This window comes from Bacillus sp. FSL M8-0277, assembly GCF_037975305.1.
Taxonomy (GTDB): domain Bacteria; phylum Bacillota; class Bacilli; order Bacillales; family Bacillaceae; genus Bacillus; species Bacillus pumilus.
This window is the reverse complement of sequence record NZ_CP150255.1, coordinates 1,895,030-1,918,972: the sequence shown is the minus strand read 5'-3', so window position 1 is coordinate 1,918,972 and position 23,943 is coordinate 1,895,030. Positions and strand designations below refer to the sequence as shown.

16 protein-coding genes are annotated in these 23,943 nt (G+C 43.1%); 10 read left to right on the top strand and 6 right to left on the bottom strand.

The features are described 5' to 3' along the window. Positions 1 to 25 precede the first annotated feature (25 nt). The gene (xylB, locus tag MKZ05_RS09420) at positions 26 to 1,525 is read left to right on the top strand and encodes a xylulokinase (RefSeq protein ID WP_339159896.1); all 1,500 of its coding nucleotides are present in this window, start codon (positions 26 to 28) and stop codon (positions 1,523 to 1,525) included. 89 nt (positions 1,526 to 1,614) lie between these two features. Beyond that, entirely contained in the window at positions 1,615 to 2,298 is a 684-nt protein-coding gene (locus MKZ05_RS09415; RefSeq protein ID WP_050943981.1) for a glycoside hydrolase family 11 protein, read from the top strand. 52 nt (positions 2,299 to 2,350) lie between these two features. Here MKZ05_RS09415 and MKZ05_RS09410 read toward each other — a convergent pair whose 3' ends face one another. Continuing rightward, on the bottom strand, positions 2,351 to 4,387 hold the full coding sequence (locus MKZ05_RS09410; protein WP_339159894.1) for a molybdopterin oxidoreductase family protein: 2,037 nt from the start codon (positions 4,385 to 4,387) through the stop codon (positions 2,351 to 2,353). Between the two features lie 130 nt (positions 4,388 to 4,517). Further along, entirely contained in the window at positions 4,518 to 5,714 is a 1,197-nt protein-coding gene (locus MKZ05_RS09405; RefSeq protein ID WP_253622507.1) for a cytochrome P450, read from the bottom strand. A 423-nt stretch (positions 5,715 to 6,137) separates the two neighbouring features. Here MKZ05_RS09405 and proC point away from each other — a divergent pair, with 423 nt between their 5' ends. From proC to MKZ05_RS09390, 3 genes are read left to right on the top strand one after another with little or no spacing between them, the layout of a single operon-like run. Beyond that, the gene (gene proC / locus MKZ05_RS09400) at positions 6,138 to 6,983 is read left to right on the top strand and encodes a pyrroline-5-carboxylate reductase (RefSeq protein WP_137055111.1); all 846 of its coding nucleotides are present in this window, start codon (positions 6,138 to 6,140) and stop codon (positions 6,981 to 6,983) included. Positions 6,984 to 7,013: 30 nt separating this feature from the next. Beyond that, a complete protein-coding gene (proB, locus tag MKZ05_RS09395) occupies positions 7,014 to 8,132 on the top strand; it encodes a glutamate 5-kinase (protein WP_284907243.1) in 1,119 nt (372 codons plus the stop codon). An 18-nt stretch (positions 8,133 to 8,150) separates the two neighbouring features. After that, positions 8,151 to 9,419, top strand: a complete 1,269-nt coding sequence (locus MKZ05_RS09390) for a glutamate-5-semialdehyde dehydrogenase (RefSeq protein ID WP_309217844.1) — start codon at positions 8,151 to 8,153, stop codon at positions 9,417 to 9,419. A 61-nt stretch (positions 9,420 to 9,480) separates the two neighbouring features. On the opposite strand, the gene MKZ05_RS09385 is transcribed toward MKZ05_RS09390, so the two are convergent. After that, entirely contained in the window at positions 9,481 to 10,047 is a 567-nt protein-coding gene (locus MKZ05_RS09385; RefSeq protein ID WP_339159891.1) for a GNAT family N-acetyltransferase, read from the bottom strand. A gap of 86 nt (positions 10,048 to 10,133) precedes the next feature. Here MKZ05_RS09385 and MKZ05_RS09380 point away from each other — a divergent pair, with 86 nt between their 5' ends. Further along, the gene (locus MKZ05_RS09380; protein ID WP_335365800.1) at positions 10,134 to 10,955 is read left to right on the top strand and encodes a MerR family transcriptional regulator; all 822 of its coding nucleotides are present in this window, start codon (positions 10,134 to 10,136) and stop codon (positions 10,953 to 10,955) included. 47 nt (positions 10,956 to 11,002) lie between these two features. On the opposite strand, the gene MKZ05_RS09375 is transcribed toward MKZ05_RS09380, so the two are convergent. The 3 genes from MKZ05_RS09375 to MKZ05_RS09365 form a co-directional block, all read right to left on the bottom strand. Further along, positions 11,003 to 12,832, bottom strand: coding sequence for an ABC transporter ATP-binding protein (locus tag MKZ05_RS09375; RefSeq protein ID WP_339159888.1), 1,830 nt, complete (start codon positions 12,830 to 12,832; stop codon positions 11,003 to 11,005). Then, positions 12,829 to 14,562, bottom strand: coding sequence for an ABC transporter ATP-binding protein (locus MKZ05_RS09370; RefSeq protein WP_339159885.1), 1,734 nt, complete (start codon positions 14,560 to 14,562; stop codon positions 12,829 to 12,831). Before MKZ05_RS09370 ends, MKZ05_RS09375 begins: the two co-directional genes overlap by 4 nt. A 94-nt stretch (positions 14,563 to 14,656) precedes the next feature. Beyond that, positions 14,657 to 15,559, bottom strand: a complete 903-nt coding sequence (locus tag MKZ05_RS09365; protein WP_050943953.1) for a LysR family transcriptional regulator — start codon at positions 15,557 to 15,559, stop codon at positions 14,657 to 14,659. Between the two features lie 153 nt (positions 15,560 to 15,712). Here MKZ05_RS09365 and gltB point away from each other — a divergent pair, with 153 nt between their 5' ends. The 4 genes from gltB (at position 15,713) to MKZ05_RS09345 (ending at position 23,844) form a co-directional block, all read left to right on the top strand. Further along, the gene (gltB, locus tag MKZ05_RS09360) at positions 15,713 to 20,284 is read left to right on the top strand and encodes a glutamate synthase large subunit (protein WP_339159882.1); all 4,572 of its coding nucleotides are present in this window, start codon (positions 15,713 to 15,715) and stop codon (positions 20,282 to 20,284) included. Positions 20,285 to 20,300: 16 nt separating this feature from the next. Beyond that, positions 20,301 to 21,785 (top strand): glutamate synthase small subunit, encoded by a 1,485-nt coding sequence (gene gltD / locus MKZ05_RS09355; RefSeq protein ID WP_106032542.1) that lies wholly within the window; start codon positions 20,301 to 20,303, stop codon positions 21,783 to 21,785. Positions 21,786 to 22,069: 284 nt separating this feature from the next. Then, positions 22,070 to 22,771: a DUF421 domain-containing protein gene (locus tag MKZ05_RS09350; protein ID WP_170966009.1), complete on the top strand. Its 702-nt coding sequence runs from the start codon at positions 22,070 to 22,072 to the stop codon at positions 22,769 to 22,771. A gap of 92 nt (positions 22,772 to 22,863) precedes the next feature. After that, entirely contained in the window at positions 22,864 to 23,844 is a 981-nt protein-coding gene (locus tag MKZ05_RS09345) for a pectinesterase family protein (protein ID WP_310025007.1), read from the top strand. Positions 23,845 to 23,943: the final 99 nt, after the last annotated feature.

Genomic DNA, 23,943 nt, shown 5'->3' with positions numbered 1-23,943 from the left:
GGACCTGTTTTGAAGGAGTGAAGACATGAAGTATGTGATGGGTATTGATCTTGGAACGAGCGGAGTCAAAGCCATATTAGTCGATGAGAATGGAAAGGTGTGCGGCGAGGCCACTAAGCCTTACCGCCTCATTCAAGATAAACCTGGATATTGTGAACAGAACCCAGAGGAATGGGTTATGCAAACAGTGGCTGCGATGAAAGAACTGATGGCAAGGCAGCCTGTCCTTTCAAAGAAAGTAGAGGGCATCAGCTTCTCTGGACAGATGCATGGTCTGGTTCTTTTAAATGAATCCCGCGAGGTGCTCCGCCCTGCGATTTTATGGAATGATACACGAACGACAGCGCAATGTACACATATTACAAAAAAACTGGGGGAACGGCTCCAACAGATTACGAAAAATCAAGCGCTAGAAGGATTCACACTGCCAAAATTATTATGGGTAAAGGAGCATGAACCAGAAATTGATCAACAAATCGACATGTTTTTACTCCCAAAAGATTATGTCAGATTTCGATTAACAGGTTCTGTTCATATCGATTATTCTGATGCGGCTGGCACCTTGTTATTAAATATTGGAGAGCAAGCGTGGAGTGAAGAAATTTGTCAGGCATTTGATATTCCTCCTCATATTTGTCCGCCACTGATCTCATCAGAGGAAGAGGTTGGTACACTATTTCCGCACATTGCACGTGAGACGGGGATCGAAGAGGGTGCAAAAGTCTTTGCTGGCGGGGCAGACAATGCTTGCGGAGCAATTGGTGCTGGTATTTTATCCTCTGGCCGCACGTTATGCAGTATTGGCACATCTGGGGTCATTCTCTCTTACGAAGAGGATCATGAAAGAGAGCTTCAAGGAAACCTGCATTTGTTCCATCATGCAAAAAAAGACGCTTTCTACACAATGGGTGTGACCCTTTCAGCAGGATATAGCCTTAACTGGATAAAACATTTACTGGCTCCAGAGGAATCGTTCCAATCACTTTTAGAGGGTGCGGTTGATGTCGCGCCAGGAGCAAATGGATTGCTCTTCACGCCATATTTAGTCGGGGAAAGAACACCTCATGCGGATGCTATCATTCGTGGAAGCTTGATTGGATTAGACAGCCGGCATGAAAGGGCACATGTCGTTAGGGCTGTGCTAGAAGGGATTACTTTCTCGTTAAATGAATCGATCGCTTTATTCAGGCAAGCTGGGAAACACATAGATTCAATTGTTTCCATTGGAGGCGGTGCGAGAAGCCGGACATGGCTTCAAATGCAAGCAGACATTTTTCAGGCAGAGGTCATCCAGTTAGACAATGAACAAGGGCCTGCTTTAGGAGCAGCGATACTGGCCGCCGTTGGCTGCGGCTGGTATCCGTCGCTTGAAGCATGTGCGGAACAGTTTATCCACCAAGCAGCTGTCTATGAGCCAGAGCAGCAGCATGCAAGTATATATGATGATCTGTTTCATCTGTATCAAAAGATCTATACACAAACAAGAGATATCCATGCCGGGTTAGAACAATACCGTTCCGTCTAGCAAAAAGGGTGACATGAAAGGAGGTGATGAGCTCGCTTCATCTTAGAGTAGGCAGAACAATTTTAATGAAAAAAGGAGATGGATGGAAAATGAACTTGAAAAGATTGAGGCTATTGTTTGTGATGTGTATTGGATTTGTGCTGACACTGACGGCTGTACCAGCTCATGCGGAAACGATTTATGACAATAGAATAGGCAATCACAGCGGGTACGATTTTGAATTATGGAAGGATTATGGAAATACCGCAATGACACTCAATAACGGCGGGGCATTTAGCGCACAATGGAACAATATCGGAAATGCTTTGTTTCGAAAAGGGAAGAAGTTTGATTCCACTAAAACTCATCATCAACTTGGCAACATCTCCATCAATTACAACGCAGCCTTTAACCCAGGCGGGAATTCCTACTTATGTGTCTATGGCTGGACACAATCTCCATTAGCTGAATACTACATTGTTGAGTCATGGGGCACCTATCGCCCAACAGGAACGTATAAAGGATCATTTTATGCCGATGGAGGCACATATGACATTTATGAAACGCTACGTGTCAATCAGCCTTCTATTATTGGAGACGCTACCTTTAAGCAATATTGGAGTGTACGTCAAACAAAACGTACGAGCGGTACTGTATCCGTCAGTGAGCATTTCAGAAAATGGGAAAGCCTAGGTATGCCAATGGGGAAAATGTATGAAACAGCATTAACTGTAGAAGGCTACCGAAGCAACGGAAGTGCGAATGTAATGACCAACCAGCTGATTATTCGATAACACCAAATGAAAAAAGCCAGCAGTTTTTTGCTGGCTTTTCTTCTGTCTATGATCATTTTTCAACTTCCACTCTGCCCGAAAAGAACGTCGCACCGCCGCCCATATCTGCCAGCCGATCAGGTGTTAGCCCGTTAACTAGCTGTTTTTTGCCTTTTTGATCTGCCCATAATCCTTGGCTGACCACAACACCAGGTAATACATTGTGACCGACTGACACGACAAGCTCGCATTCTCCTCGGTCATTGAGCACACGTACCATGTCACCATCTTCAATTTTTCTTGCCTTTGCATCTTGTTCATTCATATGAAGCTTCGGGAACTTCTCAAGCTTTTGATGCTTTTCATGAAGTGAGAAGGTCGAGTTAAGAAAATTATGATTCGGTCCCGGTATAAAGGTAAGCGGATATTCGCTTTCCTGATAAAGGGGCACGTAGGTAGGAAGCGCCGGATATCCGTCTTTTTTCATTTGTTCAGAATAAAGCTCAATTTTGCCGCTCGGGGTAGAGAGCTTTAAGTCTTGGAAAGGTCCTCGTTTTGCTTTGATCCATTTCTTTTCTTTTAATGCCTCGTATGAAATGTCCTCATAATGCGGATTTTCTGGATGATGAAGGGCTTGTTCCATGAGTTCCGCATCTGTCTCGCGGAAGGCTTCATCTTCAAAGCCCATCGCATGGGCTAACAAGCGGAACACTTCTGTATTGGATTTGCTTTCTCCATAGCGTTCAATCACTGGCTCTTGAATTTGAATATAATGGTGCCAGTATGATGTATAGAAATCCTCATTTTCAAAGGCGGATGTGGCCGGCAGGACAATATCTGCATACTTAGCTGTCTCTGTTAGAAATAGGTCGTGAACGACTGTAAATAAGTCATCTCTCAGCAAACCTTCTCTTACTTTATTCGCTTCAGGCGTCACAACAGCTGGGTTGCACGAGTAGACAAAGAGTGAATCAATGGAAGGCGCTGCATTCGTCAGCACACTGCCTAGCTGATTCATATTAAATGATCTTGGCGTGCGTTCCTTTAATAAATCCGGCCGCTGAAGAGCTGTTTCATTATAGCTGAGAAAAGAAGAGTTTGATTTCATCGCACCGCCGCCCTTGTGGAGCCACTGACCAGTCAGGGCAGGGAGGCAGGAAATGGTTCGAATACTCATTCCGCCATTATCATGGTGCTGCAAACCATTGCCAATGCGAATGAGAGACGGCGATGTTTCTGCGTACATTCTTGCAAGTGTAAGGATGTCCTCTTTAGAAACCCCCGTGATGCCCTCAACAGTGTCTGGATCATACTGCTTCACATGCTCACGCAGCTCCTTATGACCGGTTGTATAAGATTCTAAAAAGGCTTCATCTGTCAGTCCTTCTTTAAAAAGAACATGCATGATGCCAAGGGCAAGGGCACTGTCAGTACCAGGTCGAAGCGGGATAAACCAATCTGCCATCCGTCCGGTTTGGTTCTTGTGTACATCAATCACGACAATCTTTGCTCCTTGCTTTCGCGCTTTTTGTGCGAGGGTGATTTGGTGCATATTGGTCGACACGGCATTGATCCCCCAAAAGATGAATAGTTTCGTATGAATGGTCTCTTCTGGATCTGTCCCAATGCTTGCACCCATTGTATATTTATAGCCAGTCGTTCCTGCTGACTGACAGATGGTCCGGTCTAACTGACTTGAACCAAGACGATAGAAAAAACGGCGGTCCATGCCTTCTGCATTCAGATTGCCCATATTCCCATAAAAGCTGTAAGGCAGAATACTTTCTGGACCTTTTTCTTCAATCAGTTTTGTCCATTTTTGCCGAATGGTTTCAATGGCTTCTTCCCACGTAATCGGAGCAAATTGTCCATCGCCTTTGCGGCCAACACGCTTCAAAGGAGTGGTCAGTCGCTTTTCATCATATAAACGGGCTGTGACATTCCGCACCTTGTTGCATATGTTGCCTTGGGTGACGGGGTGGTCTGGATCTCCCTGCACTTTTACGATCTTTCCATTTTCTTTATGTATCAACAGACCGCACTGATCCGGGCAATCTAACGAACAAACTGATTTGAATATTCCGTCTTTCATTGCTGTATAATCGGTCATGAATTTTTGGCTCCTTTTCTGAAATCCGTTATCACTTTATATGGACTTTATTTTAGCATGTTCGGAGGTGGAAGGTAAGAAAGAGATGATGAATTGAAGAAAATGAAAAAAAGCCCCTCAAAAGGGACTTTTAAAAACGGGTGACCTGTACAGGAAATTCTTTTACCCCAAAAACAAATGTGCTTTGAATAGGTTTTAGCTGATCTGCCGCACAGGTGATGTCTTGAAACGTCTGGAGTAAAACCTCAAGGGCAATGTTGCTCTCAAGACGGGCAAGCGGTGCACCGAGACAAAAATGGATGCCAAAGCCAAAGCTCATATGCGGGTTTGATTTCCGGTCAAGACGGAACGTATCCGGATCGTCAAATTTCTGTTCATCACGATTTGCTGAAGCAACCCAGCTAATGAGATAGTCTCCTTTTTTAATTTTTGAGCCTGCAATCTCAACATCCTCGGCCGCTATTCGCCCAATGGCTTGAACAGGCGGATAATAGCGTAGCGTTTCCTCGGTCAATTGAGGAATAAGAGAGGGGTCTTGCCGTACTGCTTCAGCGATATGCGGCTGCTCTGTTAGCAGTCTTACTGCATTAGTAATCAAATTGGTCGTTGTCTCATTACCAGCAACAAGTAATAGAATGCAAAAACCAAGTAGTTCATTCTCGGTTAAACGCTCACCATCGATTTCTGCTTGAATAAGAAGTGAGATCAGGTCATCAGCAGGGGATTCTTTTCGTTTTTGGATCAAGTGAGCAAAATAAGCGGACAGCTCTTCCTCTGCGCGTTTCTGCATATCGACTACTGCTTGAATGGCTTCTTTTGATTCATCCTTTGCACCTGCTACTAGGGCATCAGAATGTTTCTTAATGAACGCTCTATCCTTTACCTCTGCACCTAGAAGCTCAGCAATAATCATGACAGGCAGGGGAGCTGCTAGATCTTCTACGATATCAAACGTACGCTGACCCTTGACTTGTTGCAGCAGGTCATGTGTCAGGTCTTTAATGTTATCTTCTAATTGTTTAATCGCTTTTGGTGTGAATGCTTTATTGACGAGTGCTCTCATTTTTGTATGCTTTGGCGGGTCCATCGTTAAAATACTCGTTTTCGTTGTGCTTCTTCCTCGCTGTGATGAGAACACTTTGGGCTGCTTCAGAACAGACTGGATATCCGCATATCGAAAGAGATCCCAGCACTTTCTTGTTTCATCATATCTAATATCACTCTGCGCACGTAGCTCATTGTATATAGGGAACGGGAAAAGAAGGTCATCGGTCGAACGGATTTCTTTCATTGGAATGACATTGATATAGTTTTCTTTCACTTTCATTATGAACGCTCCTTTTTCACTTAGTTTCCCTTTCACGGTATCACCCGTAAAATATCATTTCAACGGACATGTTTTCTAAAATATGTCAATAGTCTAATCGGAAGATTCAAGCACATTCATCGTATAGGAAAATAGAAAGTCATTAAAAATGATAGCGCTTTCTAAAAAATAGAATTGAAGTCACCGAAACCAAAAATAAAATGGGGAATTCAGTCGAACGAAAGGGTACTATGATGCAAATGCGAATAGTACTTTTGATCTAAAATGTTGTTTTGCAAAAGCGCAGTCAGTATACATACAGCAAGCGGTTGAACGCGTATTCGGGACTTTTGAAAAGCGCTGGCTCTTTCTTGACACGATTTCTCATCATGTTACGATAACTAACGTGCGAAAAACACGAACAAAAAGCGAACAAGGGAGAGGATCAATATCATTGATCAAAAGAAAGTTGCTTTCATTGGAGCAGGTTCTATGGCGGAAGGAATGATTGCCGGGATTGTGCGATCAGGACAAATGCCACTAGGCCAAATTTACGCAACAAACAGACAAAATCAAATTCGATTGAATGAACTAACGACACGTTACGGAATACAAACAGCCACAATGGATTCTTTTCCTTTTGAAGAAATGGATATGTTGATCCTGGCCATGAAGCCAAAGGATGCTGAAACAGCACTTGAATCGTTAAAACCTCATATTCGGAGAGACCAGCTGATCATGTCTGTCCTTGCAGGCGTGAAGCAATCGTATATTGAAGATATGCTGCATGAAGGACAGCCCGTGATGAGGGTCATGCCGAATACGTCAAGTACGATCGGGGCTTCAGCGACCGCTTTATGTGCTGGACGTTATGTGAAAGACGACCATATCAGCATGAGTCAGGCTCTTTTATCTGAAATGGGCGAAGTGTATACCATTCAGGAAGAGCAAATGGATATTTTCACTGGAATTGCCGGAAGCGGACCAGCCTATTTTTATTTCTTAATGGAAAGAATCGAAGAAGCAGGAGAAGAAGCAGGTTTATCTAAGGAATTGTCTCGCCAAATTGGCGCGCAGACACTTCTCGGTGCTGCGAAAATGCTGCAAGAAACAGAGGAAGACCCTTCTACTCTGAGAGAGAAAATTACGTCACCAAATGGAACAACAGCTGCAGGACTGAATGCATTAGATGATTTTGGCGGAGGAGAAGCAATCAAGCAGGCCGTCAAACATGCTGCCAATCGATCAAAAGAGATCAGCAAACAGCAAAAACAAAAAGTATCTATATAATAAATAGAGCTCAGGTACAGGAGTGATAAGGTGTACGCAGATAAAGAGAGAAAACGAATTGTTGTAAAAATCGGAAGCAGCTCTCTTACTAGCTTTCAAGGAGAGATTAGTTTAAAAAAAATAGAAAACCTCGTCAATCAAATTGTGAAACTCAAAGATGAAGGACACGAAGTCATTTTGGTTTCATCTGGTGCGGTTGCAGCTGGTTACCGAAAACTAGGATTTATCGATAGACCGAAAACACTGCCGGAAAAACAGGCATCTGCCTCAATTGGGCAAGGCCTTTTAATGGAATCATATTCTACGTTATTTTTATCACACGGTTATATTGCCTCACAGCTTTTAATCACAAGAAGTGATTTTTCAGATGAAACGCGCTATCAAAATGTGCGCAACACGATGAATGTGTTATTAGATCGAGGCATCATTCCGATTATCAATGAAAATGATACAGTGACGATTAACCGCTTGAAGTTCGGAGATAACGATACATTGTCTGCAAAAGTAGCTGGACTCATTGATGCGGATTTCCTTGCCATTTTATCTGATATTGATGGCTTGTATGAAGAGAACCCGCATACAAATCCGAATGCGAAAAGAATTCTTGAAGTCACAGACATCACAGAAGACATCGAAGCAGCAGCTGGAGATGCAGGCAGCAGTGTTGGCACAGGCGGAATGAAATCAAAGCTCGATGCGTTTAAAATTTCAATGGCAGCTGGCATTAACGGCTTTTTAGGCAAAGCGGATACGCCTCACATTTTAGACAAAGCCATTAATGGAACAGAGGACGGCACTTATTTTACCGCGGATGAAAATTTAGCACCGCTGAATTACAAGAAGCAGTGGATTGCCTTTCATTCTGGACCAAAAGGCGAGATTGTTGTTCAAAAGAAATCGCAGGAACACCTCATGCATAGGGAGAAATGCCTTGATTCGGGTGGCATTGTCAATGTAAAGGGTTCGTTTAAAAAAGGCGATGTCGTCCGCATTTTAGATCAAGATGGAAGAGAAATCGGGCTTGGTATTGTGAATTATCCATCTGACGAACTTGCACTGAGCAGTGACTCGTTGCAGGATGAAGTGGTTCATGTCGTCGATCTTGAAGCTTTTGTTTGTCATTTAGATTTATCGATACCAGTTTGCTAACCAAAAGGGAGGAATTCCATGACACTGACAGCTGAAGTTGTCACATCGGTCAAAGAAAAAGCAAAAAAAGCAAAGCACGTTTCAAAAAAACTAGGTTTACTTCATACAGAGGATAAAAACGAGGCACTGCTGAAACTAGCAGAAGCGTTAGAACAAAATAGCACGTTCATCTTGCAAGAGAATCAAAAGGATATAGATGCCGGGAAGGAAAAGGGCTTTTCAGAGGCACTCTTGGATCGTTTAATGTTAAATGAAGAAAGAATTCATGAGTTTGCCGAAAGCTTGCGGCTTGTGACGAGATTAACAGATCCTGTTGGAGAAATATTGGATGAATGGACTCTTGAGAACGGCTTGCATGTGAAAAGCCGAAGAGTACCGCTCGGCGTGATCGGGATGATCTATGAAGCGAGACCGAACGTCACTGTCGATGCAGCAGGGCTTGCCCTTAAGGCAGGCAACGCAGTGATTTTAAAAGGCGGTTCCTCCGCTATTTCTTCCAACAAAGCCATTGTGAATGTTATTCATGAAGCATTAGATCAAACAAAGATTCCGCGTGATGCGGTGCAATTGATAGAACAAACAGACCGTTCATCGGTTCAAGCGATGCTTCATCTAAAAGAATGGATCGATGTCTTAATTCCGCGAGGCGGAGCTTCTTTAATTAAAACCGTGGTTGAACAATCTACCATTCCTGTCCTTGAAACAGGAACAGGAAACTGTCATGTCTTTATTGATCAAACAGCCAATGTGAAAAAAGCCATTGAGATTGTCATCAATGCAAAAACGAATCGTCCGGCTGTATGTAATGCACTTGAGACGCTAATCATCCATCGCGATTGGCTGAAAGAAAATGCGGCATCGTTGAATGAAGCTCTGCTAGAGCACCATGTCACCGTACATGGCGACGAGGAAGCACTGTCTCATTTTTCAAACGCCATTCCTGCTGAGGAAGTGGACTGGACAGATGAGTATTTAAGTCTTGATCTTGCAGTAAAGGTAGTCGATTCCATTGAGGAAGCGATCCACCATATTGAAGAGTACGGTACAAAACATTCAGAAGCCATCGTGACAGAGGATGAAGAGCAGGCACTTAAGTTTTTAAACGAAGTCGATGCGGCGGCGGTTTATCATAACGCATCTACCCGTTTTACAGACGGCGGTGCACTTGGATATGGCGCTGAAATTGGCATCTCCACTCAAAAACTGCACGCAAGAGGTCCGATGGGACTTCCAGCACTCACGACAACGAAGCTGCTTCTGTCGGGTGACGGTCAGATTAGAAGCTAGATGAGATTCAAAAAACACTACCTTTTTTCATGGGGTAGTGTTTTTTTGATGCAGATATTTATTAGCTAGAGCAGGTTTTCTTCATCACTTTCTCAAATTTAAAAAATTCAAATTCTTCAGGTGCTGAAGGCTTAGTTTCTTGATCAGCTGCATGAGGTGCGTTCGGATCTGGATGTTTCATATGATAAAATTCCACAATTTGAAAGCCGCACTTATTGACATAGAAATGAATGTTGCGTTTTTCAAAATACGGGGTCACAACCTCCCAAACAATCGTTTCTGGATATTGCGCCTCGATGGCTTTCCATGCTGCCTGACCAATGCCTTTTCCGTGTGAGGATGAAGAGATGTATAATAAGTCAACTGAGTTGTGGTGGGTCTCTTGGTTGATTTTAATGACAACGCCGCCTGCTTTTTCGTCATTTAGCATAATATGGTAAACGATGTGTTCATTCGAATGAAAAGATTCATCAATCACTTCACCTGGAGGAATCGGTCCATCATGCGCATCGCCAAATGCGTCAATCACACCAGCTGTAAAAGCTTTCTGTAGCTCATTTTTCATAAAAGGGAAGTCCTCTTTTTCTGCAAGTTCTAATGCCACTTCATGTTGAGTGATGTTGTTCATGTTTTTATCCTTTCCAAGCGTAGTGGTGTTCTGAATGTTATCATAAAGGGTGGAGTAACTCCATAGTCAAGAGGGGAGCCTTAGTTATGATAAATGATGTGCAAAAAACATTTTTTACTGGAGAATTTGCCAAGCTATTTGATGTAAAGAAAGACACCTTGTTTTATTACGATAAAATTGATTTATTTAAGCCAGCTGGTGTTCATGAAAATGGGTACCGATACTATACACTTGAGCAATTTGATCATTTTATAGCGATTCAATCCCTTCGAGCTGTGCAATTTCCGATAAAAGAGTTAAAACAATATTTCACTGAGCCTTCCCGTGAAAGGCTCCGAAGCCTAGCAGCTGAACAAATAGAAAAGGTCAAACAAGAGATTGAAAAACTTCAAGATATCCAGTCTTTTCTTATGCGGGTCATGGAGACGACGCAGGAACTATCATCTGTCAAAATGAGGGAGGTCTTGTTTCAAGAGCTGCCAGAAGAACCAGTTGTATTAAGTGCACCGAACCCGATTGACATGAATACATCCGTAGAAGAAATATCTCGTATTGTTGGACATTTTCTAAAGGAAATTGGCATAAAAGGGGCTGCGGCAAATGGGGCTGTCTTAAAAAAGGAGCAGTTCCTTCAGCGTCACTATCATCAGTCAGATCAGCTGTTTTGCCGAATGGAAGCGCCGGAAGCAGTTAAAAAACCTGCCGGCCTTTATGCGGTGATGTATGATCAAGGATCATACGAGGAGATTGATTCTGCTTATTCGCGCTTGTTAGATGAAATTGAAAAAGAGGACATGATGCTAGATGGAGATGTATTTGAGGAGTATTTGCTTCATTCACTCATGTCTAAAGATGAAGCAGAGTATATAACGAAACTCAGTGTAAAAGTGAAAAAGCGTTTAGATTAACCAAAAAAGGATAGACCGCATGGATGCGTGTCTATCCTTTTTTATATTTAACCCACTTGATTCTCCGTAAATTGGCTCATATATAAGTCTGCATAGAAGCCATTTTGTTTTAAGAGTTCGCTGTGCGTTCCTTTTTCAATGATGGTGCCATCTTTCATGACTAGAATAAGGTCGGCATCCTTGATCGTCGAAAGTCTGTGTGCAATGACGAAGCTTGTTCTGCCTTTCATCAACTCATTCATCGCTTTTTGAATGTGCATCTCTGTCCGTGTATCTACGCTGCTCGTCGCTTCATCTAATATTAAGATCTTTGGATCAGATAAAATCGCACGGGCAATGGTTAACAGCTGACGCTGACCTTGAGACAGGTTGCCGGCATCTTCTGTTAAGAGTGTGTCATATCCGTCTGGAAGCGTGCGGATGAAGTCATCAGCATAAGCATGTTTGGCGGCTTTAATGACATCCTCTTTTGAGACGTTCTGCCTGCCATAGGCAATGTTGTCGTGAATCGTCCCTTCAAAAAGCCACGTATCCTGAAGAACCATCGCAAATAAGTCGCGTACTTGATGACGGCTGAGGTCAGTTGTTTTGACACCGCCGATGCGGATAGAGCCTTGATCTAATTCATAGAAACGCATTAAAAGATTGATGATGGTTGTTTTTCCTGCGCCTGTTGGCCCAACAATCGCAACCGTTTGACCTTCTTTTACATCTAAAGTCAAATCTTTAATAATTGGATGGTCTTTTTCATATCCGAATTGAACTTGTTCAAAGCTCACATCGCCTGAAAGTGATTCAAGATCAATTGCTGCATCTTCCTCGGTACTTTCTTCTTCCTCATCCAGGATTTCAAACACCCTTTCAGCAGAAGCAATCGCTGATTGAACCAAGTTGGCGACACTTGATGCTTGCACTAGCGGCTGAGACATTTGCTGCGTGTATTGGATAAACGCCTGCACATCTCCGACACGAATATTCCCGTTAATCACAAGAATACCGCCGGCTACACTGACTGCCACATAGCCGAGGTTCCCGATAAACGTCATCACTGGCATCATTAAGCCAGAAATGAACTGTGCTTTCCTTGATGATTCATACAGCTGCTCGTTTAATTGATCAAATGTATCGATCGCTTTCTTTTCGTAGCCATACGCACGAACTGTCTGATGCCCTGTGAACATTTCATTAATATGGCCATTGATCATCCCAAGCTCTTTTTGCTGCGCTTTAAAATGCTTTTGAGAAAATGACGTAATGCCGCGAATCGCAAACAGGCTGAGCGGCAGCGTTAAACAAACAAGCAAGGTTAGCAGCGGACTAATCAATAGCATCATGACGACAATCCCAATGACTGTGATGACAGATGTAATCACTTGGGTGAGTGCCTGCTGAAGCGAAGTATTAATATTATCGATATCATTCATTACACGGCTCAGCGTGTCCCCGTGGGTTGTTTTATCAAAATACCGAAGGGGGAGACGTGTGAGCTTGTCATTTGCTTCTTGCCGTAATTCAGCAATGGTCTGTTGGGAGACACCCGCCATGACATATTGCTGAACGAATGAAAAGAGAGCAGCAACGACGTATAGCACGACAAGCAGCCATAAGATTCGTGAAATGACATCAAATTGAACAGCTGTTCCTTGTGTAAAGCTGTCAAACAGGGAAGAGGTGGCATCCCCGAGCAGCTTTGGACTAATGACGTTAAAGACGGTTGAACCGACTGCTGCAATGAAGACAATGATCAATTGAATCTTCCTTGGTTTTAAATAGCCAATCAAACGAAGCAGTGTTTTCTTAAATTCCTTTGGTTTTGCGACAGGTCCTCTAGGGTGGCCGCCTTTATGGCCCATGCCGGAAGACATTTTTTTACTCATCCTCGCTTCACCTCCTGACCTTCCTGTGATGCAACAATCTCTTGATAGACAAGGTTCTCCTTCAGTAATTGTTCATGTGTTCCGATACCTGCGATTTTCCCATCATCTAGTACGATGATTTTATCACTATGCTTCACTGTGCTGATTCTTTGCGCCACAATGATGAGGGCTGCATGCGCTTTTTCAGCTTCTAATGATGCCCGAAGCTTCGCATCTGTTTTGTAATCAAGTGCTGAGAAACTATCGTCAAACAGATAGAATGACGGCTTTCTCACTAGCGCTCTTGCAATAGAAAGACGCTGCTTTTGACCGCCAGATAGATTCGATCCACCCTGGTCAATTTCCGCATCGATGCCGCCATCTTTTTGCAAAACAAATTCTTCTGCCTGCGCCGTTCGCAGCGCCTGCCAGACGTCTTCATCGCTTGCATTCTGCCTGCCGAAGCGCACATTATCGGCAATGGTTCCACTAAATAAAACCGCTTTTTGAGAAACATAGCCCATCTGGCCTCTTAGTTTCTCCTGAGGCAGCTCTCTAATGTCTACACCATCTAGTGTAATCCGGCCTTCAGTTGCTTCGTAAAAGCGCGTCATTAGCTGGAGAAGGGTGGTTTTCCCTGAACCTGTACTTCCGATAATAGCTGTCGTTTCGCCAGTTTTGGCTTCAAATGTAATATCTTGAACCGCCGGTTTTTCAGCATTTGAGTAATAAAATGACACATCCTCAAAGCGAATGGATTGTGCTGGCGCGCGCAGGTCAGGAACCGTTCCTTCATTGTCTTGAATTTTCGGTTCCATGTTTAACACTTCGTTCATCCGTTTAGCTGATGCTTGTGCTCTTGGGACCATAATAAAACTCATCGACAGCATAATCAGTGCCATCAAAATCATCATCGCATATTGGATAAAGGCAATGAGATTCCCTACTTCCATCTCTCCGGCATCAATTCGGTTTGCACCTAGCCAGACAATGCCGATATTCGTGAAGTTCATGATAATCAGCATAAATGGAAACAAGTAAGCCATTAAACGGTTGACTCTAAGGCCGGTATCCTTGTAGGATGTGTTGGCTTCTTGAAAACGCTCCTTTTCATCATCTACTCGGTTAAAAGCACGAATGACCCGGATGCCTGAAAGAGATTCTCGCATAATTAAATTCAGCCGGTCTGTTTTTTTCTGAAGCTGGCCAAAGAGCGGAATGGCTTTTCTCGACACCAAATAGATAAATCCGCCAAGAAGGGGAAGTGCTGCTAAAAAGATGAGAGACAGGACAGCATCGCGTGATACAGCTAAAATAATTCCGCCGACAAGCATAAGCGGGGCTCTCGTCATCATTTGTAAAATCATGATCGTGACATCTTGGACTTGTTTTACATCATTTGTTGATCTTGTAATAAAGGAAGACGTTCCGATCTTTTGAAATTCTTCTAATGAAAATTGTTCGACATGCACAAATAGCTGTCTTCTCATATCACGCCCGAAGCCAAGTGCAGTCTTTGATGACAAGTAGGACTTCCAGATCGTGAGTAAGATGGCAAGTAAAGAACAGGCCACCATCCAGCCGCCAACCTTCCATATGTAAGCAATATCTCCTTGGACGATCCCGACATCGACGATATCTGCCGTAAGTGTCGGTAAATACAGCTGGAGCATACTGCTTAAAAAGGTGAGGATCACAATGGACACAACGGATAGCCGATACGGCTTTAAAAACGATAAAATTGATTTCATACGAATACCTTTCTTCCATATAGTGTGTTGTTCTGTAACCCATCATATACAAAGAGGGATTATTTCCACAAATGAAATGTCTTGTTTTAATGAATTATTTATATTGTTCAATTTTAGAAAAGAAATCCTTCACAAACACATAAAAATCATGAGCAGAAGGTGACATTTCTCGTGATTTAGAGGCTATAATTCCAACCGTTCTTCTCACTTGCGGAAAATCGATCGGAATTTTCACTGTAAAGCGCGGTGTGGTTTCATAAAAGGCGCTTTCGGGTAATAAGGTAACGCCCATACCCGCCGATACGAGACCTTTAATGGCGTCTAAATCTTCTCCTTCTGATGAAATGGTTGGCTCATAACCTGCCTGCTTACAAGCATCAACCGCAATTTGTCTCAGGACATATCCTTCCGGAAATAACACGAAATGATCTTTTCTTAAATCACTTAAATGAATACTCCTTTGTCCGCTAAAGGGGTGGCTGACAGGCAGCAAGGCATAAATGCTTTCTGAAAACAAAATATGTCCTTCTATTTGAGGATCGTTTGTCGGTACGGGTCCTAAAAAGGCGAGATCAATATCTCGATTTTTTACAGCTTCAATGAGAAATTTATAGGATCCTTGACGAAGTAAAAAATCGACCTCTGGGTATTCCTGTTTAAAGGCGGAAATGACAGAAGGTAGCACTTGGCTTGCTAGGCTAGTAGGAAAGCCGATATTGACGGTTCCTTTGTGTGGATCTAAATATTCATCAATTTGTTCTTTCGCATAATCAATGGCTTTTAGAGCCGTTCTGACATGATCTAAAAATTGTCTGCCGATCTTCGTTAATTTGATATTTCGTCCTTCTCGTTCGAATAAGGCCACTCCAAGCTCTTCTTCTAAATTCGCAATCTGCCGGCTGATCGCAGATTGGGCAACATGTAAGTTTTCAGCCGCTTCTGACACGTGTTCACGGTCTGCGACTTCTACAAAATAACGTAACTGACGAAGCTCCATTTTTACACTTCACACCCATCTATCTCAAAAAGAGATTGTTTTCATCTAAATTATATATTGTTTATATTAATTTGAAAACTTAAAATAAGTTACAGAGTTTGTGAGATTTTATTACTGTGAAAAAACGGATCTTTTAAACGGGGGAGAGAAACGATGACTTATAATCAACTACCACAACCACAAGGTCTCTACCGTCCTGAATTTGAACATGATGCATGTGGGATCGGACTGTACGCTCATTTAAAAGGGGAAGCGACACACAGCATCGTCAAAAAGGGATTACAAATGCTGTGCCAGCTTGATCACCGCGGCGGGCAAGGCAGTGATCCGTATACAGGTGATGGTGCCGGCTTAATGGTACAACTACCAGACGCTTTCTTTAGAAAAAGCTGCAAAGACTTTGCACTTCCTGAAAAGGGCCGTTACGGGGTAGGAATGGTCTTCTTTTCAAAAGAGGATGACGAGAAAACGCGCCAAGCCATCGAGCAAAAAATCAACGGGTTCATTAAACAAGAAGGTCAAACATTAATTGGCTGGAGAACAGTTCCTATTGATGCCGGGAAAATTGGTACTGTCGCAGCGAAGAGCTGTCCGGTTGTGAGGCAAGTCTTTATCGGGGCAAATGACAAGATCATAGATCGTTTGTCATTTGAAAGAAAATTATATGTCATTCGTAAGCAGGCTGAGAACTGGGGGACAGCAGAGGAAAAGCAATTTTACTTTGTCAGCCTGTCGAGTCAAACCATTGTATACAAGGGGCTTTTAACATCAGATCAAGTCGATGCTTTTTATCTTGATCTTCAGGATGAAACATTTGTTTCTGCATTTTCACTTGTTCATTCACGATTTAGTACAAATACATTTCCTACATGGGAAAGAGCCCATCCAAACCGCTATTTGATTCACAACGGTGAAATCAACACATTAAGAGGAAACATCAATTGGATGAGAGCAAGAGAACAACAATTCGTATCTGAAGCTTTCGGAGACGATTTAGACAAGATTTTGCCAGTGCTGAATGCAGACGGAAGTGATTCATCCATTCTAGACAATGCCTTTGAATTCTTTGTGCTTGCAGGCCGAACACCTGCTCATACAGCGATGATGCTGATTCCAGAGCCATGGACTGAAAACACGCACATGTCGAAAGAAAAACGGGCATTTTATGAATACCATAGTTCTCTTATGGAGCCGTGGGATGGGCCAACAGCTATTTCCTTTACTGATGGTAAACAAATCGGAGCCATCTTAGACCGAAACGGATTAAGACCGGCAAGATACTATGTCACAAATGATGATCATATCATTTTCTCTTCTGAGGTCGGTGTGATCGACACAAATGAAGAGGATGTGAAGTATAAAGATCGTCTTGAGCCAGGTAAAATGCTTTTAATTGATTTAGAAGAAGGGCGAATTATTTCTGACGAAGAAGTGAAATCGACGATTGCGAATGAACTTCCTTATCAAAAATGGCTTGATGAAGAAATGGTGCACGTCAATCGCTCGGAAGAAAATTCAGAAAATTCTAGTATAATGGATGATTTATTGACGCGCCAGCGTGCCTTCCATTATACGTACGAGGACATTCAAAAGTATTTAATTCCTTTACTAGAAGAAGGCAAGGACCCAATCGGTTCAATGGGAAGCGACACTCCGCTTGCTGTGTTATCAGATCGTGCGCAGTCTCTGTTTTCTTACTTCAAGCAGCTGTTTGCACAAGTGACGAACCCGCCGATTGACGCCATTCGTGAGCAGCTTGTGACATCTACGATGACGTGGTTAGGTGCTGAAGGAGATATTTTACATCCGAATGAATATTCATGCCGACGAATTAAACTGTATACACCCGTCTTAACAAGCGGGCAGTTTAACGGTTTGAGAACAATTGTTCATAATGCCTTTAAAAGCAAAACGATTCATACTCTTTTCACCGATGATTTAAAGCGCGGGCTGGATGCGATGTTTGAAGAGGCGGAAAAAGCGATCCGCGAAGGTGTATCTTTATTAATTCTTTCCGATCGTGAAATGACGGAAGAAAAAGTGCCGATTCCACCACTTCTAGCGCTAAGTGCACTGCATCAGCATCTTGTTCGTCAAGGCTTACGGACAAAGGTGAGTCTGATCGTTGAATCTGGAGAAGTCAGAGAGGTTCATCATTTTGCCGCACTGATTGGCTACGGAGCAGATGCAATCCATCCTTATCTTGTGTATGAAACGTACAAACAGCTGATTGCAGAAGAAGCGATCTCTTTCAGCTTTGATGAAGCAGTCACAAAGTTTGGTAAAAGCGTAACCGAAGGTGTCGTCAAAGTCATGTCTAAAGTGGGAATCTCCACTGTGCAAAGCTATAGAGGAGCCCAAATCTTTGAAGCCGTTGGTATTAGTGAAGACGTCATTCAGGCGTATTTCACGGGAACAGCTTCTCAGCTTGGCGGGATTGACCTTAAGACCATTGCACATGAAGCAAAACTTCGTCATGAAGCAGGGTATCAGGCAGCGACTGACCAAACACTCGAATCAGGAAGTGACTTCCAGTGGAGAAAAAATGGTGAGCACCATGCCTTTAATCCAAAAACGATCCATACGCTTCAGTGGGCATGTCGCAATGAAGATTACGATCTATTTAAGCAATATACAAAGGCAGCGGACGAAGAAAGAATCGGCTTCCTTCGAAATTTATTTGCTTTCCAGCCAAAACAAAAACCAGTTCGTTTGGAAGACGTTGAATCTGCTGAATCCATCGTGCGCCGATTCAAGACAGGCGCCATGTCATTTGGGTCTTTAAGTAAAGAAGCGCACGAAGCACTTGCGATTGCCATGAACCGAATTGGCGGTAAAAGTAACAGCGGAGAAGGCGGAGAAGATCCTGCACGCTTTACAGTTGATGAACGCGGCGATGATCGCAGAAGTGCGATTAAACAAATTGCTTCTGGCCGCTTTGGCGTAAAGAGTCATTATTTGGTCAATGCAGATGAACTGCAAATTAAAATGGCACAAGGGGCAAAGCCTGGAGAAGGCGGACAGCTGCCAGGAAATAAAGTATACCCTTGGGTCGCCGATGTACGCGGATCTACACCAGGCGTCGGATTGATTTCACCACCGCCGCATCATGATATTTATTCCATCGAGGATTTAGCGCAGCTGATCCATGATTTGAAAAACGCGAACCGTGATGCCCGCATCAGCGTCAAGCTTGTGTCTAAAGCAGGCGTTGGTACGATTGCAGCAGGTGTTGCAAAAGGAACGGCGGATGTCATTGTGATCAGTGGATACGATGGCGGCACAGGAGCTTCGCCGAAAACGAGTATTAAACACACAGGACTTCCTTGGGAGCTCGGTTTGGCAGAGGCGCATCAAACCCTTGTGTTAAACGGCCTTCGCGAGAGAGTCGTTCTTGAAACGGACGGAAAGTTAATGACTGGTCGCGACGTTGTCATGGCTGCGATATTAGGAGCAGAAGAATATGGCTTTGCGACAGCTCCACTTGTCGTATTGGGCTGCGTGATGATGAGAGCATGTCATTTAGATACTTGCCCAGTCGGCGTCGCTACACAGAATCCAGAGCTTCGTAAAAAATTCATGGGGAACCCTGACCATATTGTGAATTTCATGATGTTTATTGCAGAGGAAGTAAGAGAAATCTTAGCGGAGCTCGGCTTTACATCAATGGATGAATTAATTGGACGCACGGATGTTCTAGGAGTTAGCGAACGAGCAAAAGCTCACTGGAAAGCAGGCCAGCTAGACCTTGAAACACTGCTTTATCAGCCAGAAGGAGCTCGTACATTCAGAACACCGCAAAATCATAAAATTGATGAATCACTGGATATGAATGAAATCCTCCCTTATGTACAGGAAGCGTTGAATCATCAAACACCGGTTGATCTATCATTGAATATTCGCAATATCAATCGTGTGGCCGGAACCATTACTGGAAGTGAAGTGTCTAAACGCTACGGGGAAGAAGGCTTGCCAGAGGATACGATCACACTAAGGTTCACTGGTTCCGCAGGACAAAGCTTCGGCGCATTTGTGCCAAAGGGCATGTCTCTCTATTTAACAGGTGATTCAAATGACTATATCGGCAAAGGACTCTCTGGAGGCAAAATTGCGGTCAAAACATCTGATCACTTTGTACAAAATGGACATGAAAACGTCATTGTTGGAAACGTCGCATTCTACGGAGCGACAAGTGGAAAAGCCTATATTAACGGGCGTGCAGGTGAGCGCTTTGCCGTTCGTAATTCAGGCGTGCAGGTGGTTGTTGAAGGAATCGGTGATCACGGCTGTGAATACATGACTGGCGGACGTGTCGTCATTTTAGGAGACGTCGGAAAGAACTTCGGCGCAGGAATGTCTGGCGGCGTAGCTTATGTCCATACATCCGATGCGAAACAGTTCAAAAGAATGTGCAACATGGAAATGATCATGTTTGAAAAACTCACAGATCACGATGAAGAGCAAGAAGTGAAACAGCTGATTCAAGAGCACCTTCACTATACAAACAGCGCAAAAGCTTCGGCACTTTTAGAAAACTGGGCGCAAGAAAAGGATCAATTCATCAAGGTCATTCCGAGAAATTACAAAATGATGCTTCAAAGCATTGAAGAACAAAAACAAGCGGGCCTTAGTCATGAGGAAGCGGTCATGTATGCCTTTGAAGCAAACACAAAACCGAAAAATCAAGAAACGGCAAACGGGCAAAAAGCAGCCCTCGCTCATTAAGAAAGGGGAGAGGACAATGGGCAAAGCAACAGGTTTTATGGATTATAAAAGAGAAAAGCCAAATGAACGTGACCCTCTCACTCGTCAAAATGACTGGAAAGAATATTCAGCTCCTTATACAGATGACGTATTGAAGAAGCAGGGCGCTAGATGTATGGATTGCGGCACACCGTTTTGTCAAATTGGGATGGAGATCAAAGGCGGTGTGTCAGGCTGCCCGATCTACAATTTAATTCCAGAATGGAACGACCTTGTGTATCGAGGCAGATGGAAAGAAGCGCTCGAAAGACTGCAAAAAACAAATAATTTCCCTGAATTTACTGGGAGAGTGTGTCCAGCGCCTTGCGAAGGGTCATGTACAGTCGCCATCAATGATCCAGCTGTTTCGATTAAAAATATCGAACGCACCATCATTGATAAAGGCTTTGAAAATGGATGGATCACACCGAGAATTCCTTCAAGCCGTACAGGCAAGAAGATTGCCATTGTCGGCTCAGGACCAGCAGGACTTGCAAGTGCTGATCAATTAAACCAAGCAGGCCACGCCGTCACAGTGTTCGAACGGTCTGATCGCCTTGGCGGACTGCTGACATACGGCATTCCAAACATGAAGCTGGACAAAGAAGTAGTGGAACGAAGAGTCAAACTGCTAAGACAAGAAGGCATTGATTTTGTAACGAACACAGAAATTGGCGTCGATGTCACTGCCGATGAACTGAAAGAGCAGTTTGATGCGGTTATCCTTTGTACAGGTGCACAAAAGCAGCGTGACCTGTTGATTGAAGGCCGGGAAGCTAAAGGGATTCACCTAGCGATGGATTATTTGACCCTCGCCACAAAAAGCATGCTGGATTCAGGATTTAAAGACAAAAACTTCATTGATGCAAAAGGAAAAGACGTGATTGTCATTGGCGGGGGAGATACAGGTGCAGATTGCGTTGCAACTGCACTTCGCCAAAAAGCAAAAAGTGTTGTTCAGTTCGGGAAGCATCCGAAGCTTCCGGATACACGTGTAGGGGATAACATGTGGCCTGAACAGCCTTACGTCTTCTCACTCGATTATGCTTATGAAGAAGCACAAGCAAAATTCGGGGAAGATCCGCGTCAATATTCCATTCAAACCACAAAAATTGTGGCAGACAAAAATGGGAAATTAAAAGAGCTTCATACGATTCAAATGGAAAAGGTGAAAAACGAACAAGGGAAGTTTGAATTTCATGAGATTCCAGGGACAGAAAAGGTATGGCCGGCTCAGCTAGTCTTTATTGCAATTGGTTTTGAGGGAACTGAACAGCCACTCGTGAAACACTTTGGCGTGGACAGCAAAAACAATCGCATTGACGCAACGTATGGGGAGTATACAACAAATGTAGAAGGCGTATTTGCAGCGGGAGATGCAAGACGCGGGCAAAGCTTGATTGTCTGGGCAATTAATGAAGGCAGACAAGTGGCGCACGAGGTAGACCGTTATTTAATGGGGAGTTCGGTTCTGCCAAAATAGGTCAAACAAAGGGTGTTTACACATATAAAGAAAAGCCATGATCCAATAGTGATCATGGCTTTTTATGATTCAGATATGGTTTGATTTACTATCACTTTTTTCCGCTCTAGGCAGTGAGCTGATTTGAAAATCCATCTTTCATGAGGTGACATTCAAGCACCAGATCATGGATGCGTCAAAGTATATGACTCATTGCTTGAGGTAGACGACGTTTTACTTTGTAAACGGTTTAGATCCTTCCTTTCATGTGCATGCTGTAGGTAAATGCACTTTGAAAGGAAGGTATGTTTGTGCCATTTTTTAATATTTTGATTGAACTGTTTATCGGATTTTTTGCCTTATTTTCTATAATAAAATTATTAGGGAAAACACAATTTGCACAAATCACGCCGTTTGATTTTATTTCTGCACTGATTTTAGGCGAAATGGTCGGAAACGCCATTTTTGACCCAGAAGTCAAGATTCAGCACATTTTGTTTGCTGTTGCGGTATGGGGCGTTCTTCTCTATACAGTTGAATGGTTTTCACAGCGCTTTAAAGGTATTCGAGCCTTTTTAGAAGGAAGACCGACACTTGTCATTGATCAAGGGAAGATTCACTACAAACGTTTAAAGAAAAATATGCTTGATCTCAATCAACTGCAGACACTGATTCGCGCGAAGGGTCATTTTGCTTTGAATGAAATTGAATATGCCATTTTGGAAACAGACGGCTCGGTGAGCGTTCTTCCGAAAATGAAATACGCAACAGCCACCGCAGAAGATGTGAACGTGAAGGGAAAAGAAGTCAAATTACCTAGAACGTTTATTATTGACGGTGAAATTTTAAAAAAAGATTTACAAGAAGCTGGCTTCGATGAAACATGGCTGAGTGAGCAATTAAAAAAGCAGCACATTTCTTCCTATCGAGACGTTCTATTTTGTGAATGGATTGAAAATGAAGGGATTTATGCAATGAAATATGAAAAGTCCAAAAAACATCCATAACATCTATAAGTGGGTGTTTTTTTGTGCGTGTCATGAATAGGATCAAAAAGAATGTTTGATTGAAAACGTTCACAAAGAGGAGGAGATGCACGATGAAGTATGGAAAGGTATGGCTTGTAGTCATCTTGTCTTTATTATTATTGAACTCAGCTTCACTTCAAGCAGCCGGACATCAGAATCAAACAAATCGCGTTCTTGTGGTCGATCAAAAGGAAAATGGCTCGTTTCGAACCGTTCAGTCTGCCATTGATGCGATTCCAGTGAACAATCAACAGCGCGTAACGATCTATATTAAAAATGGTGTGTATAAAGAAAAAATCCTGCTTCCGCAAAATAAACCTTACGTGTCCTTTATCGGGGAAGACCAATACAAGACGATTCTGACGTATCATGATACAAATGCAAGTACTGGCAGCACAACAAATAGCTCAAGCACAATGATTCGTGCGAACGACTTTTATGCAGAAAATATCACCTTTCAAAATACGGCTGGCAGACATGCTGGTCAGGCGGTTGCACTGTACGTGTCCGGTGACCGGGCTGCGTTTAAACAAATACGAGTTTTAGGGTATCAAGATACACTTTATGCAACAGGTACAGGCCGGCAATATTATGAAAACTGCTATATCGAAGGCACGGTCGATTTTATTTTTGGATCAGCCACAGCCGTGTTTAAAAGAGCTGAAATAAAAAGTCTTGGAAATGGATATATTACTGCAGCATCCACAACAGAAGCGCAAAAGTATGGATATGTATTCATCGATTCTACGCTCAAAAAGGGGACGGCTGCTGCTCAATCGGTATATTTAGGACGTCCGTGGCGGCCTCATTCTGCTGTGACATTCCTCTATACAAATATGGATGATCATATTAAGGCAGAGGGTTGGCATAACTGGGATAACCGTGATAACGAAAGAACAGCAAGATATAAAGAATATGGATCGACAGGAGCAGGAAGCAACGCAGCAAACCGCGTAAAATGGTCCAGTATTTTAACGAAAAACGAAGCAAGTCAAATCACAGTGCAAGCTGTTCTTAGCGGAACCGATGGCTGGAATCCAGAAAAAAGGTAAAGAGCTTGTCAGTTTTCGTCAAAGAAAGCTGACTTTTCTGTTTAAAAAACCTTTGAGAACAAACGTTCTTTTGTGTATAATGAACATATTCTTCTAAAA

Excerpts from the sequence above, each read along its gene's own strand:
- xylB (WP_339159896.1), top strand. The coding sequence starts at position 26 with ATGAAGTATGTGATGGGTATTGATCTTGGAACGAGCGGAGTCAAAGCC.
- MKZ05_RS09365 (WP_050943953.1), bottom strand. The coding sequence starts at position 15,559 with ATGGAGCTTCGTCAGTTACGTTATTTTGTAGAAGTCGCAGACCGTGAA.
- MKZ05_RS09375 (WP_339159888.1), bottom strand. The coding sequence starts at position 12,832 with ATGAGTAAAAAAATGTCTTCCGGCATGGGCCATAAAGGCGGCCACCCT.
- MKZ05_RS09405 (WP_253622507.1), bottom strand. The coding sequence starts at position 5,714 with ATGAAAGTGAAAGAAAACTATATCAATGTCATTCCAATGAAAGAAATC.
- MKZ05_RS09350 (WP_170966009.1), top strand. The coding sequence starts at position 22,070 with ATGTTTGTGCCATTTTTTAATATTTTGATTGAACTGTTTATCGGATTT.
- gltD (WP_106032542.1), top strand. The coding sequence starts at position 20,301 with ATGGGCAAAGCAACAGGTTTTATGGATTATAAAAGAGAAAAGCCAAAT.
- MKZ05_RS09385 (WP_339159891.1), bottom strand. The coding sequence starts at position 10,047 with ATGAACAACATCACTCAACATGAAGTGGCATTAGAACTTGCAGAAAAA.
- MKZ05_RS09370 (WP_339159885.1), bottom strand. The coding sequence starts at position 14,562 with ATGAAATCAATTTTATCGTTTTTAAAGCCGTATCGGCTATCCGTTGTG.
- MKZ05_RS09410 (WP_339159894.1), bottom strand. The coding sequence starts at position 4,387 with ATGACCGATTATACAGCAATGAAAGACGGAATATTCAAATCAGTTTGT.
- MKZ05_RS09390 (WP_309217844.1), top strand. The coding sequence starts at position 8,151 with ATGACACTGACAGCTGAAGTTGTCACATCGGTCAAAGAAAAAGCAAAA.
- MKZ05_RS09415 (WP_050943981.1), top strand. The coding sequence starts at position 1,615 with ATGAACTTGAAAAGATTGAGGCTATTGTTTGTGATGTGTATTGGATTT.
- MKZ05_RS09345 (WP_310025007.1), top strand. The coding sequence starts at position 22,864 with ATGAAGTATGGAAAGGTATGGCTTGTAGTCATCTTGTCTTTATTATTA.
- MKZ05_RS09380 (WP_335365800.1), top strand. The coding sequence starts at position 10,134 with ATGATAAATGATGTGCAAAAAACATTTTTTACTGGAGAATTTGCCAAG.
- gltB (WP_339159882.1), top strand. The coding sequence starts at position 15,713 with ATGACTTATAATCAACTACCACAACCACAAGGTCTCTACCGTCCTGAA.